Raw genomic sequence first — 13,340 nt, 5'->3', positions numbered from 1 at the left:
ACGAAAATTACCCCTTTTCTGCATATTTACCTAAATAGTCCCAACGATTCATCTTTTCTTCAATTTCATCATCTAAATTATCAATTGACACTTGTAGTTCACTTAATGCTACAAAATCATTGCCATTGATATTCGACATATCACTTTCAGCTTTTTCTTTCTTAGCTTCTAAATTATCAATTGTCTGTTCAATTGTTTCAAATTCTTTTTGTTCAGCATAAGTTAATTTAACTTTTAATTTATCGTCAGAAATGGTGTCGTGTTCGATAATTTTTTCTTTTTTTGATATTGATACGGCATCATCCAGTGATTCTTTAGCAAGGTACGATGTAAATAATCCAGTATAACGATTAATTTTAGCATCGCCTTCAAAAATAAGTAATTGATCTGCAACTTTATCTAAAAAATATCTATCATGTGAGACAGTTATAACTGCGCCATTAAAAGATTCTAAATAGTCTTCAAGTACTGTTAATGTTCCAATATCTAAATCATTTGTAGGTTCATCTAGTAATAAGACATTTGGTTGTTGCATAAGTAATTTCAAGAGATAGAGTCTTCTTTTTTCACCACCGGATAGCTGTCTAATTAATGTCCCATGCATCGATCTTGGAAAAAGAAACTGCTCTAAAAGTTGTGTTGTACTTATTCGTTCGCCATGTTTATTTTCGATATTTTCACCAATTTCATTTAGATAGTTAATCATTCGTTTATCGCCAGGTATGGGTTCAGTTTGTTGCTGGTAATAACCTAATTTAACCGTTTCGCCCATTAGTAATTCGCCAGAGTTAAGTGGTAATTTTCCAGCAATTGCATTTAGTAAACTAGATTTACCAGCACCATTTTTACCGGTAATCCCGATTCTATCGCTCGCCTGAATCAACTCACTAAAATGATCAATAATTTTATGATTTTCTAAGACTAAACTAGCTTCTTTTAGCTCAATAACCTTTTTACCAAGCCGCTGTTGGCCTAGTCCAATTGAAACATCTTGATCAATTTGTAATGAATTCATATTTTCTTTTAAATCGTTAAAACGGTTAATTCGTGCTTGTTGTTTTGTTGATCTAGCTTTTGCTCCAGTACGCATCCAAGCTAGTTCCTTTTTATATAGCTGTTGTTCTTTATGCTCAGCGGTAACTTCCTGGGCAACTCTTTCAGCCTTTTGAGCAACGAAATCTTGATAGTTACCTTCATACGAGTGTAATTTACCAAATGATAGTTCTAAAATCTGGTTGGCAATTTGATCTAAAAAATACCGATCATGAGTAACAACAATTAAAGCTCCTTTGTACGTTTTAAGGTAACTTTCTAGCCATTCAATAGAACTAAAGTCCAAATGGTTTGTTGGTTCATCAAGAATTAATAAGTCAGGAGCTTGTATGAGTACTTGAGCCAAGCCAACTCTTTTTTTCTGTCCACCAGATAAGGTTGAGACTTTTTGTGTTAAATCCGTTATTTGTAATTGCGTTAGAATTGTTTTAACGTCATTATCGGCATTCCATGCATCTTCACGATTCATACGATCTTCCGCATCTGAGTAACGTTGCTGTAATTTTTCATCTTCAGGATGTTCACTATAGGCTGTTAAAACAGCTTCATAATGACGAATTGTTTCAAAAATAGGTGAAGCTCCTTCAAAAGCGGCTTCCATAATTGTCATATCATCATTTAATTCTGGTATTTGTTTTAAATAACTCATACGATAGTTATTTGGTTTAATTAAATCTCCTGAATCAGCTGGGTCAAGGTCTGTTAATGCATTTAATAACGTTGTTTTCCCTGAACCGTTAGTTCCAATCAATCCGATTCTATCTTTTTCATTAACAATAAAATTTAAATCATCAAATAATGTTTTTTCGCCGTATGTTTTCTTTAAATGTTCTACCCTCAGTGTTTGCATGTAATCACTCTCTTATCTAATTGATTCTCTTTTATAATTTGTATTACTAAGCATGTTTTGTAAAAAAAGAGATTAAATGATATTTAATCTCTTTTTTTACGCTAATTTTAACATTAGTTGCTTAGCCACTTTTAATAATTGAGTTGATTCGTTTGGGACTTCTTCTAGTAAAATACGATTTTCCAATATGGATAAAATTTGGCCTAATTTTTCACCTGGTTGAATACCAACATCTTTTATTAACTGTCGTCCATTAATTGCCATGTCTTTTTTAGACTTAATTGGAAGTGCAGTATAAGCAACTGTCAGCATTTCTGCATCTAAATTACTATTAAATATTGCTGCAACTTCATTTGCAATTAATAATAATTCTAATCCAGTTTCATACATCAGTTCTCGATTAACGGAATCATGAATAATACCGTTAAGTGCTTTGATAACTATTTGAACGTGTGTAATTAACTCATTTGAACTTTTCCATGAGATTAGAAAATGATTAATATTAGTTTCTGTTATCTTTAGAACATGAATAATTAACGACCAAGCAGCTACTTCTGATGTAAGTTTAATTGATTGCATTTTTGACATATCAGTTAGTTCCGATAAATAATTATTAAATTCGGGACAATATTTTACTAAATCTGATTCAACAAAATGTCGAAGTCCAATTTGAGGATTTTTTCCCAACAGTAATTTAATAAATTCAATATGAATCCGTTCAATAGCAATCTTTTTCAATAGTGGTGCATGTTTATTTAATGCTTTCTTCGTTTCCATTTCGATTGTGAAATCTAATTGGCTTGCAAATCTAATTGCCCTCATCATTCGTAAAGCATCTTCATTAAAACGTTCATCAGCAGTGCCAACAGCTCTAATGATGTGATTTTCTAAATCTTGTAGTCCGTTGAACAAATCAATAATCCGTCCATCATGTGTCATTGCTAAGGCATTGATTGTAAAATCACGACGTTTTAAATCTTCTTCTAAAGAGCGTACAAATTCAACATGATCTGGACGTCTAAAATCTTGATAAGTTGATTCTGTTCGAAATGTGGTGATTTCATAACCTTCTCCATGATCTAAAACCATAACAGTCCCATGTTGAATACCTGTATCTACCGTCTTATTAAAAATTTCCTTAATTTCCTCAGGGTATGCACTAGTGGCAATATCAATATCATGGATTGGTAATCCTAAGATAGTATCCCTAACACTTCCTCCGACAAAATATGCTTCAAAACCAGCATTTTCAATGGCTTTAATCACTGGTTCAGCATTAATGAAATCATCCGCAAGATTGGAAACTATCATAATATATTTTCCAATCCAACTAGTAATTCTTTATATTGTCCAATTTTTTCAGTAGCTAATGCAACACCAGACATGAATGAAATACGGTCAAATGAGTCCTGACGAATAGTTAATGCTTCACCCTCGCCACCAAATAAGACTTGTTCATGAGCAACATAGCCTGGTAAACGGACACTATGAATTCTCATGCCTTCAAAGGCTGCACCTCTCGCACCTGGTAATGTTTCTCTTTCATCAGGGTTGCCTTGAATTTTAGGTTTACGAACTTCAGCAATTAATTTTGCGGTATTTAAGGCTGTACCACTTGGAGCATCCAATTTATTATCATGATGCATTTCAATAATTTCAACGTCAGGTAAATACTTAGCAGCTTGTTGCGCAAATTGCATTAATAAAACAGCTGAAATACCAAAATTAGGAGCAATCAATCCACCTAATTTTTCTGTTTTACATAATTGTTTAAGTTCAGCTATATTATTTTCCGATAAACCCGTAGTCCCAATAACTGGTGACATATGTTTCGAAATAGCAAATTTAGTATTTTCGAAAACAACACTTGGGACAGTAAAATCAATCCAAACATCGGAAACTACGTTTATTTCATCTAGCTTATTGAATATTGGGACATTCTCTGTCTTATAGTCAGTAATTTCATTTATATTTTTTTCTGTAGCTGTAGTACTATAGACTCCAACTAATTCAAATAATGGATTTTCTAAGATCATATTTGTTGTAGTGGCACCCATTCGTCCTTTAAATCCAGCAACCAAAACTTTAATCATAGTAATCCTCCTCATCTTTAATTAATACAATCTAGTTTAACAGATTTATACTAGATTTAAAATGATAGTCAGCAGACATTCATCGATAATATGGTATGATATTTATATTGAATTTATTTCAGGGGGTAGAACTAATCTTAAAAAATGAACGAATTAAAATAATCGATTTAGTAATGATTGCGTTAGGTTGTTGTTTTTATGCATTTGGATTAGCAACCGTTAATATAACAAACCATCTTGCTGAAGGTGGTATAACCGGAGTTACTTTAATTTTACGTTATTGGTTTCATATTGATCCTGCGTATTCAACAATTGCAATTAATGTTCCATTAATCCTTATTGGTTACCGTTTTTTAGGTAAACGATCATTAGTCTATACTATATATGGAACAATAATGTTATCTCTTTTCTTATGGATTTGGCAACGTGTTCCGATTCAAATTAATGTAAATGATGATTTGTTTTTAGCAGGTATCCTTGCTGGTGCTTTTGGTGGCCTTGGGTCAGGCTTAGTATATCGTTTTGGTGGTACTACTGGTGGAACTGATGTAGTGGCTCGAATTTTTGAAAAAACACGTGGTATTCAAATGGGTAAGACAATTCTTGCCCTTGATATTGCTGTTTTGGTCATATCACTTAGCTACTTAGATTTAAGGCATATGATGTATACCCTACTAAGCTCATATGTTTTCTCAAAAATTGTTAACTTCACTCTTGAAGGTAGTTATTCTGGACTTGGCATCTTAATAATTAGTGACCAATATCAAATTATAACTAATGAAATTTGGGATAAATTAGGCAGAGGTGTTAGTTACATCAATGGTGAGGGATCTTATTCTCGCCAAAATAAAAAAATGATTTATGTTGTTATCAACCGTAATGAACTTCATCAGTTGAAGGAAATATTACAAAACCAGGATTCAAATGCTTTTGTTTCAATTAGTAGTGTTAATGAAGTACTGGGACAAGGGTTTAGTTTTAATCGACAAAAAAAGAATAAAATCACTAATATCACTAATATCTTTAATAAATGATTGGTCTTGCGCACTGCGATTTTTGCAGTGCGCTTTATTAGTGTGATATAGTTAAAGTAACTTATTGTTTATTACTAAAGGAGGCAATTAAATGAATTATCCCTATCAAAAAGCTTTTAATTTATCATTAGAATCCAACTCTTTGTCCCCATCAACAATTTTAGAATATAACTACGATATTCATGATTTTTTTAACTATCTTCTAAATTTTAATGATGCATTCTCTAATTCAATAATGGTTGAAACTATCTTAGAATCAGACGTTCGTCAATATTTAACTATGCTTCAAGATAAAAGAAATATTAAAAATTCAACATATACTAAGGTTTTATCGCATCTGAATGGTTATTTTAAATATTTATTTACCCATCAGATAAATACTCATATTCCAACATTAATGTTAAAAGGGAAAAAAAATATCGCAAATTCTGTTATAACCTTCAATTGGTTAATAGACTTCGACTCTTATCTTTTAAATTCAGAAATTAGCTACTATTCTCGACTTGTTTTATTAATGACACGGCATTTCTTTAAAATTTCAGAAATCTTACAACCTGGTTTTTTCGTTAGCTTTAAACAATTAACATTTACGGAAACAGAGGAATTATTTTTGAAGCAATTCAATACCTATATTAAACAACTACAAATTTTACAAAACTCCAACGATTGCTTTTTAAAACTGCGTAAAAATGTTGAAGCACCTTTATTATCTTTACCTGGTCTACATAAATTTTTAAAGAAAGATTTACAATTTATTGCGCCAAATGTTTCACCACGTCTGCTGTACCAGTCAGCTATTTGTTTTTCTATTCTCACTAACAATACGATGACAGATTCAGAAATTATGATGACGTTAAGAATTGATCCAAATTCACTTTTATACTACCGTCATTTAATTATTGAACAAAAATTAATCATATAAACCTTAAAAGAGCAACAAAAAGGAGCTAGAAAAATTCTAGCTCCTTTTTGTTGCCCAAATATTTTTAAATTATGCTACTTTTCGCCATAACTTTATCTAACCAATAGTCTTAATAATTCGTGCTGGATTACCTGCGATTAAAACATTATCAGGTACATCTTTTGTTACCACACTACCAGCACCAACGACGACATTATTTCCAATCGTGACACCAGGTAAAACAATCACTGATCCACCAAACCAACAATCATCACCAATTGTAATTGGTGCATCATATTGCCATCCTTCACGACGTAAATTTTTGTCCATAGAATGATGATTAGGTGTATATAACTGACAATTAGGCCCAATGAAACAGTGTTCTCCAATTGTTATTTGTCCTGCACTTAAAATCTGTAAATTAGAATTAATAAATGTGCCTGACCCTATTTTTAACATTTCCGGCCATTCTATAGTTGAAATTGGAAAATATATTTCAGCAGATTTTTCCATATTAGGTAAAAATTCTTTAAGCATTTTATCTGCATCATTCGTATCATGAGCCGCCAATTTATTTATTTTATAAATAGTTTGTGCACTTGTTTTAACAGTTTTTTGAGCCCATTCTTCTTTAGAATATTGGTACCAATCGCCATCTATAATTTTCTCAGTAATACTTTTTTTACTCAATCGTTCAATTTCTTTTTCGTTTAAATCTTTCATGTCCCTACCCCCGATATATAATTTTAGATAATTAATCGCCATTTAAACAACATTACCTATCTAAAATTATATCCTTAATAGCAATTAAAAAGCAAAAAATAATAATATCATTTATAAATATACCATCATAAATTCTATAATCTCTTTTCAAAAATTAAATTTTGGTCATTTTGTTCTATAAAGTGATAATTATTAGTCTTAGCTACTTTCAAACTTTTTATATTATTCAAATCTAGTATTATTTTTAATTTTTTTAACTTATATTCCTTTATAGCTAGTTTCTCAAGTTCTGTTAAGGCCTTTGACATTATTCCGCGTCCTACATACGACTTGTCTAACCAATAACCAACCTCAGCAGTTCCCATATGTAAATCTATTCCATGTAAATCAATCATGCCAACGATATTCTTATTAATTTTTATAGCGAAAATTAATTTAGTTTCATCCTTAAAAGAGTCTCTTAAAAAAATTATTTCATCATTAATCGATTTCATAGCATTAACCCATGGAAGCCACTCACTTAATTCAAGACGATTACGACTAATTAAATTAAATATTTCAGTACTATCTTCTAATTTTGGTATCACTATCTGATTTGTAATCATTTTACTTCCCCTTCTTTAAGCAAATCTTACAAATTGCTAACAAAAAACGCTTATACCAAAAGAATGATATAAACGTTTTATTTTAATAATTTATATCATTTTGAATATCAATAATTTCTTGATCATCAGGTACTAAAGCTAAGTAATGTTTAATTGCGTCCTTTAACTCCTCTTGTCGTCCGTTCTCTCTAAAAATAAATATAACAGATCTTAAAAAGTCAACTTGATTAGTAAAATAAGGGTATGCTTCTAAATAATTTTCTTCAGCTTTATCATAATCTTCAAGTCTTTCATATGAAATAGCTAAATTCCAAAATATTTGAGGATCTACATCTCCGTCGCTCTTGATATCTTCTAGTAATTTAATATCTTCATCATCACGTTCTTGCTTAACTAATAAATTACTTAATTGTAATAATATGCCAGTATTATCTGGATTAATATCAATTGCTTTATTTAAATACTTTTCAGCTTGCTTCTCATCGTCCAATTTTAAGGCAACAGTCGCTGCCTGTTCATACAATGTATCATTTACCTCGTCAACCGCTAACCCTTCTTGATAGACAAGTAAAGCATCATTCAATCTATTCTCATCTGAAAGTGCTTGACCAAGAATTGGATATAAGGATGTATACGAAGGATCTTCTTCCTTCAAATCATAAAGAATATCAATTGCTTTTTGTTGATCATTTAATTGTAGATAGGTTAAACCCATCTGTAACTTAGTATCAGAGTCCATATTTTCTAAATGAATTTGTTCTAAATATGCCATTGCTTTTTCAAACTGCCCACTGTTTGCGTAACTAACACCTAATCTTTGTACTAAGTTAACCTGTGACAGTTCAGTCTGTCCTGATTTAATTAATTCAAGATAAAATCCGATTGCCTGACTAAATTGTTTTGTATTAAAATATAGTTCGCCTAAAGCAAATTGGATAACTTCTTCTTCAGGAGCCAACTTATATGCAGTTAATAATTTATTTTCACTAACTTCAAACATACCTTGTGTCTGATATAAATCGGCAGCAACCATAAGAGACTGAAGATAAGCTTCTGAATCTTCTTCAATTTCTGACAAATAGTTAAGTGCTTCATCAGATTTTCCTTCACTAATTGCAATATCTGCCAGGAATGTTTTTAAAGTATCTTCTTCTGGATATTTTTCTAATAATCTTTCATAAGTACGTTTAGATTGAGCTAAAAAACCTAAGCTATATAACTCTTCTGCTAAACTAAATAATGTTGCATCATTGTCTTTTCTTAATGCTCTGGCAAATTCTTTCATTGCCTCATCAATTTGTCCTTCGTCCAAGTAGTCTAGCATAATTTCTGAATGCGTCATTAAATAACTTCCCTTCATTATTAAATTAATATGGTTTAGTTTAATCTATCATACACACAATAGCTAGTAATCTCGTACATAACTATTGTCTATAAAATAAATTATAGATTGAAAAAGCTAGTACAAAATGAATTGTACTAGCTTTTTCTAAGTATTATTTAACAGAATCCTTTAAAGCTTTACCTGGTTTAAATGCAGGTACTTTACTTGCAGGGATTTGAATTTCTTCACCAGTTTGTGGGTTACGACCTTTACGAGCAGCGCGTTCACGTACTTCAAAGTTACCGAAACCGATTAATTGAACTTTTTCACCTGTAGCTAATGTGCTTTGGATTGAACCAAATACAGCATCAACTGCGACAGTAGCATCTTTTTTTGTCAATCCTGTTTCTTTTGCAACATTTTCGATTAATTGTGCTTTGTTTGCCATAATGTTTCACCTCCCCTAAAATGTGTCCGAATATTTAAAAATATTCAGCCATTATTATTTAAAATAAATAATAATAATAGAACCAGAGATTACTCTACTAATTCTTTATTTAAGATACCATACAAAACGTATTACATCAAGGTATTTAACTACTTTAGCAGAAAAAAAGATGGCATGGTAGCGTTTTATCAATTTGAATTATTTTCTTCTTCTTTCAATAACATGAATTGGTGTTCCTTCAAAATCAAACGATGTTCTAATTTGATTTTCTAAGAAACGTTCATATGAAAAATGCATCAAATCAGTATCATTAACAAATACAACGAATGTAGGTGGTTGTATTGCTACTTGTGTTGCATAGTAAATTCTTAAACGTTTTCCATTATCAGTTGGCGTTGGATTATGGGCTACTGCATCCATAATGACATCATTTAATACTGAAGATGTAATACGACGACTATGATTTTCATTTACGCGTTTAATTAATTCGGGTATCTTAGATAATCGTTGCTGTGTAATTGCAGACACAAAAATAATAGGAGCATAACTAAGATATGCAAATTCTTGACGTATATTAGCCTCAAAATCAGATAATGAATGATTATCTTTTTCAAGAGTATCCCATTTATTTACGACGATAATGATACCACGTCCTGCTTCATGGGCATACCCTGCAACTCTCTTATCTTGTTCCCGAATACCTTCTTCAGCATTTAACACAACTAAAACAACATCTGAACGATCAATAGCACGCATGGCACGTAGTACAGAATACTTTTCAGTATTTTCATATACTTTTCCGCGTTTTCTAATACCAGCTGTATCAATCATTGAGAACATATCGCCCTCTTCAGTATCAAAAGCTGTATCAATTGCATCACGTGTAGTCCCTTCAATAGGTGAAACAATAACACGATTTTCACCCAGGATTGCATTCACCAATGAAGACTTACCCACGTTAGGACGACCAATCAAACTAAACTTAATTCGACTGTCATCTTCATCAGGAATATTTTCAGGGAATTTCTTTGTAATCTCATCCAATAAGTCACCAACCCCAAGGCCATGACTACCAGAAACTGGAAATGGTTCTCCAAATCCTAATGAATAGAAATCAAAAATATCTTGTCTAGACTCGGGATTATCAACTTTATTAACCGCTAAAATAACTGGCTTATCAGAACGATATAAAATTTTAGCCACTTTCTCATCAGCATCCGTTACGCCTTCTTTTACACTTACAAGAAAAACAATAACATCAGCTTCATCGATTGCGATTTGTGCTTGTTCAGTGATTTGCGTCAAAAAGGGTTCATCACCGATATCGATACCACCAGTATCAATCAAGCTAAATTTTTGCGCTAACCACTCACTATGAGCATAAATACGATCTCGTGTAACACCAGGAGTATCCTCAACAATTGAAATTCTTTCCCCGGCTATTCTATTAAAAACTGTGGACTTTCCAACATTAGGACGTCCAACAATTGCTACAACAGGATTTGCCATAGATAGTACCTCACTCTCTAAATATCTTTTGTAATAAATAATAAAAACGACTGAACTACAGTTCAGTCGTTACTTAAAAATAATATTTTAATTATTTGTTAGTATCTGCATCTTCTAATGCTTTACCTAAAATATCACCAAGTGTGAAACCAGTACTTTCTTCTGGCATACCACTCATTGTTGATTTAGGAGCTTTAGCTTTTGGTGCAGCTTTTTTAACTGTTTTTTTCTTTTCAGGTTTTTCTTCTGTTGCTGGTTTTTCTTCGAGAGCTTTAATTGATAAAGCTAAACGATGTTCTGCTGGATGTACTTCAAGTACTTTAACTTGAACAGCTTGGCCAGTTTTTAAAACTTCGCCTGGTGTAGCAATATGTGTGTAAGAAATTTGTGAAATATGAACTAATCCTTCAATTCCAGGCATAACTTCAACAAATGCACCAAATGTCGTTAAACGTTTAACAGTACCATCTAAGACGTCATCTACATGGATATCATTTTCAACATTATCCCATGGTTGAGGTAATGTTTGTTTGATTGATAATGAAATACGATTCTTATCTAAATCGATTGCCAATACTTTAACTTTAACTTCTTCACCAACTGATAAGACATCTTCTGCCTTAGAAATACGGTTGTAAGAAATTTCTGAAATATGAACAAGTCCATCAATACCACCAAGATCAACAAATGCACCGAAGTTAGTTAAACGGGCAACTGTTCCTGTTACAACTTCACCAACTGTTAAAGTTTTAAGAGTTTCTACTTTTTGAGCATCTCTTTGAGCTTTAACAATTGCTTTATGTGATAAGATTAATCTATTTTCAGTTGGGTCAATTTCAATAATTTTGAAATCTAATGTTTGATGGTTATATTTTGATAAATCTTCAACAAAACGATCATCAATCATTGAAGCGGGTACGAATCCACGCACACCAGCATCAGCAACTAATCCACCTTTAACAACTTGTGTTACTGTAGCTTCGATTGTAGCATCATCATCAGCTAATTTTTGTAAGTCATTCCAAACTTCACGTTCAGCAATTCTTCTTTGTGATAGTAAGTAACTACCACCTTCTTTATCGCCACCGATACTTGAAATAACAACTAAATCCATAACGTCACCAATTTTGACAACGTCTTCTGTTTCTTCACCAGCTTTAAGTGCTAGTTCTTTAGCTGGTACAACACCTTCAACACCGGCGCCTTCAATACCAACAATGACTTGTTTAGCATCATCGATAGCTAAAACTTCACCTTTTATAACAGAACCAACCTTAACTTCACTTACACTATTTAATGCTTCTAGTAAATCATTATTTTCTTCAATATTACTCATGGACAATGTCCTCCTTAGCGAATAAACTCTATTTATTATTTTAGCTGAAATGAAGAGTAATTACTAGTGCTAATACTCATTTTTCACATTTTATTTTATTATTTGTTAATTATATCCATAATTTTCTGTACGACCCCATCAATATTCATTGAAGTCGTATCTACAAGTATAGCATCTTTTGCCTGAATAAGCGGAGAAATTTCACGTGTAGAATCTTTTCGATCTCGTTCGGCAATTTCAAACTCTAAAACATCAAGTGTTGTATTAATACCCTTAATTTGATTTTCCTTAAATCGGCGAAGAGCACGTTCTTTAACACTCGCAACTAAGAATATTTTAACTTCAGCATTTGGTAATACTGTCGTTCCGATATCACGACCATCCATAACAATTGATCCATCTTCGGCAATTTCTTGTTGTCTTTTAACTAATTCCTTGCGTACACCTTCTTGAGCAGCAACCGTTGAAACATTATTAGTTACCTCAGGTTGCCTAATTGCTTGTGTTATGTCTATATTGTTTATATAGACTAATTGTTCTGGATTTGCTGGTTTAAAAGAAATTATTGTATCTTTTAATAGACTAACTAACTTATCATCATTATCCAGCGCAACATTCTTTGCCATTGCTTCAAAAGTAATTGCTCGATACATTGCCCCAGTGTCGCAATAAACATAATTTAATTTTTTAGCAACTAATTTAGCGACAGTGCTTTTTCCTGCGGATGCCGGTCCGTCAATTGCAATTTGGATATTATTTTTCATCAAGTAATTCCTCCATAAAAATGGGATTGATTAGATATCAATCCCATATGTATATTATTTAACTCTTATTTTTTGTCCTGCACTAATAGAAGTAGTCAACCCTGGATTCATTTGTAGAAGTTGTTCTGTAGTTAACCCATTGTTTGCTGCAACACGATATATGCCTTGTCCTGCTTCGACAGTTACATATGACTTTGAAGATGCACTTGATGAACTATCAGAGCTGGTTGATTCACTAGACGCTGAGCTAGAGCTTGAATTAGTGCTAGAACTAGCTTTCTCTTTTGATTCAGAGCTAGCTTTTTCTTTTGATGCTTTTTCTTTCGATTCAGAACTAGCTTTTTCTTTTGATTCAGAGCTTTTCTTAGCACTTGAGCTAGAACTATCAGAATCATCAGTTTTGGTAACTATTTTTTTACTTACTGAACTCTCGCTTGTGGTTCTATCTTCTGGTTGGTATACTTTGTTACTTTCAACAATATAAAAAGCAATCGTTCCAATAATAATAGCTACAAAAACAACTAATAACCCCGTAGTTAATAATGAACTATTTTTACTTTTACGTCTATTCGCTGATCGAGAATAATTTCCATTATCGTCTCTATCGTCTTCGAATGATTTTTCCCAAGGCTTTTTTTCTGAATTATCTTTTTTATCACTCATTTTTCAATCCTCCTAAAAACAATTATCATTATTTTAC

At 32.1% G+C, this 13,340-nt stretch carries 13 protein-coding genes; 2 read left to right on the top strand and 11 right to left on the bottom strand.

Features of this window, described 5'->3' with window-relative positions; translation table 11 throughout:
• Window positions 1-7 precede the first annotated feature (7 nt).
• The 3 genes from AC1RPV_RS02335 to dapB all read right to left on the bottom strand — a co-directional run bounded on the left by AC1RPV_RS02335 (window position 8) and on the right by dapB (window position 3,996).
• The gene (locus AC1RPV_RS02335) at window positions 8-1,903 is read right to left on the bottom strand and encodes an ABC-F family ATP-binding cassette domain-containing protein (RefSeq protein WP_481761337.1); all 1,896 of its coding nucleotides are present in this window, start codon (window positions 1,901-1,903) and stop codon (window positions 8-10) included.
• A gap of 96 nt (window positions 1,904-1,999) precedes the next feature.
• Complete coding sequence (locus AC1RPV_RS02330; protein WP_481761338.1) at window positions 2,000-3,214, bottom strand: CCA tRNA nucleotidyltransferase; 1,215 nt, start codon at window positions 3,212-3,214, stop codon at window positions 2,000-2,002.
• A complete protein-coding gene (gene dapB, locus AC1RPV_RS02325; protein WP_409022516.1) occupies window positions 3,211-3,996 on the bottom strand; it encodes a 4-hydroxy-tetrahydrodipicolinate reductase in 786 nt (261 codons plus the stop codon). Before dapB ends, AC1RPV_RS02330 begins: the two co-directional genes overlap by 4 nt.
• A 173-nt stretch (window positions 3,997-4,169) precedes the next feature.
• On the opposite strand from dapB, the gene AC1RPV_RS02320 reads away from it, so the two are divergent.
• The gene (locus tag AC1RPV_RS02320) at window positions 4,170-5,030 is read left to right on the top strand and encodes a YitT family protein (protein ID WP_481761410.1); all 861 of its coding nucleotides are present in this window, start codon (window positions 4,170-4,172) and stop codon (window positions 5,028-5,030) included.
• A gap of 91 nt (window positions 5,031-5,121) precedes the next feature.
• Window positions 5,122-5,952 (top strand): site-specific integrase, encoded by an 831-nt coding sequence (locus AC1RPV_RS02315; protein WP_481761339.1) that lies wholly within the window; start codon window positions 5,122-5,124, stop codon window positions 5,950-5,952.
• A 96-nt stretch (window positions 5,953-6,048) separates the two neighbouring features.
• Here the strand turns inward: AC1RPV_RS02315 and AC1RPV_RS02310 are convergent, their stop codons facing one another.
• From AC1RPV_RS02310 to AC1RPV_RS02275, 8 genes are all read right to left on the bottom strand, one after another.
• On the bottom strand, window positions 6,049-6,654 hold the full coding sequence (locus AC1RPV_RS02310) for a sugar O-acetyltransferase (RefSeq protein WP_481761340.1): 606 nt from the start codon (window positions 6,652-6,654) through the stop codon (window positions 6,049-6,051).
• A gap of 134 nt (window positions 6,655-6,788) precedes the next feature.
• A complete protein-coding gene (locus AC1RPV_RS02305; protein ID WP_481761341.1) occupies window positions 6,789-7,259 on the bottom strand; it encodes a GNAT family N-acetyltransferase in 471 nt (156 codons plus the stop codon).
• Between the two features lie 82 nt (window positions 7,260-7,341).
• Entirely contained in the window at window positions 7,342-8,601 is a 1,260-nt protein-coding gene (locus tag AC1RPV_RS02300; RefSeq protein WP_481761342.1) for a tetratricopeptide repeat protein, read from the bottom strand.
• Between the two features lie 154 nt (window positions 8,602-8,755).
• Entirely contained in the window at window positions 8,756-9,031 is a 276-nt protein-coding gene (locus AC1RPV_RS02295; RefSeq protein WP_409022511.1) for an HU family DNA-binding protein, read from the bottom strand.
• A gap of 198 nt (window positions 9,032-9,229) precedes the next feature.
• Window positions 9,230-10,540 (bottom strand): ribosome biogenesis GTPase Der, encoded by a 1,311-nt coding sequence (der, locus tag AC1RPV_RS02290; RefSeq protein WP_409022510.1) that lies wholly within the window; start codon window positions 10,538-10,540, stop codon window positions 9,230-9,232.
• Between the two features lie 91 nt (window positions 10,541-10,631).
• Window positions 10,632-11,876, bottom strand: a complete 1,245-nt coding sequence (gene rpsA / locus AC1RPV_RS02285) for a 30S ribosomal protein S1 (protein ID WP_481761343.1) — start codon at window positions 11,874-11,876, stop codon at window positions 10,632-10,634.
• 98 nt (window positions 11,877-11,974) lie between these two features.
• The gene (gene cmk / locus AC1RPV_RS02280; protein WP_481761344.1) at window positions 11,975-12,640 is read right to left on the bottom strand and encodes a (d)CMP kinase; all 666 of its coding nucleotides are present in this window, start codon (window positions 12,638-12,640) and stop codon (window positions 11,975-11,977) included.
• Between the two features lie 54 nt (window positions 12,641-12,694).
• Entirely contained in the window at window positions 12,695-13,303 is a 609-nt protein-coding gene (locus AC1RPV_RS02275) for a LysM peptidoglycan-binding domain-containing protein (protein WP_481761345.1), read from the bottom strand.
• Window positions 13,304-13,340 lie beyond the last annotated feature (37 nt).

The sequence above is a fragment of the Dellaglioa sp. CoH-55-MRSF-9 genome (assembly GCF_056782155.1).
Note: the sequence above shows the minus strand (reverse complement) of the source record. Positions and strands in the feature narration are given on the sequence as shown.

Excerpts from the sequence above, each read along its gene's own strand:
- AC1RPV_RS02275 (WP_481761345.1), bottom strand. The coding sequence starts at position 13,303 with ATGAGTGATAAAAAAGATAATTCAGAAAAAAAGCCTTGGGAAAAATCA.
- cmk (WP_481761344.1), bottom strand. The coding sequence starts at position 12,640 with ATGAAAAATAATATCCAAATTGCAATTGACGGACCGGCATCCGCAGGA.
- AC1RPV_RS02300 (WP_481761342.1), bottom strand. The coding sequence starts at position 8,601 with ATGACGCATTCAGAAATTATGCTAGACTACTTGGACGAAGGACAAATT.
- der (WP_409022510.1), bottom strand. The coding sequence starts at position 10,540 with ATGGCAAATCCTGTTGTAGCAATTGTTGGACGTCCTAATGTTGGAAAG.
- AC1RPV_RS02335 (WP_481761337.1), bottom strand. The coding sequence starts at position 1,903 with ATGCAAACACTGAGGGTAGAACATTTAAAGAAAACATACGGCGAAAAA.
- AC1RPV_RS02310 (WP_481761340.1), bottom strand. The coding sequence starts at position 6,654 with ATGAAAGATTTAAACGAAAAAGAAATTGAACGATTGAGTAAAAAAAGT.
- AC1RPV_RS02315 (WP_481761339.1), top strand. The coding sequence starts at position 5,122 with ATGAATTATCCCTATCAAAAAGCTTTTAATTTATCATTAGAATCCAAC.
- AC1RPV_RS02330 (WP_481761338.1), bottom strand. The coding sequence starts at position 3,214 with ATGATAGTTTCCAATCTTGCGGATGATTTCATTAATGCTGAACCAGTG.
- rpsA (WP_481761343.1), bottom strand. The coding sequence starts at position 11,876 with ATGAGTAATATTGAAGAAAATAATGATTTACTAGAAGCATTAAATAGT.
- AC1RPV_RS02320 (WP_481761410.1), top strand. The coding sequence starts at position 4,170 with ATGATTGCGTTAGGTTGTTGTTTTTATGCATTTGGATTAGCAACCGTT.
- AC1RPV_RS02295 (WP_409022511.1), bottom strand. The coding sequence starts at position 9,031 with ATGGCAAACAAAGCACAATTAATCGAAAATGTTGCAAAAGAAACAGGA.
- AC1RPV_RS02305 (WP_481761341.1), bottom strand. The coding sequence starts at position 7,259 with ATGATTACAAATCAGATAGTGATACCAAAATTAGAAGATAGTACTGAA.
- dapB (WP_409022516.1), bottom strand. The coding sequence starts at position 3,996 with ATGATTAAAGTTTTGGTTGCTGGATTTAAAGGACGAATGGGTGCCACT.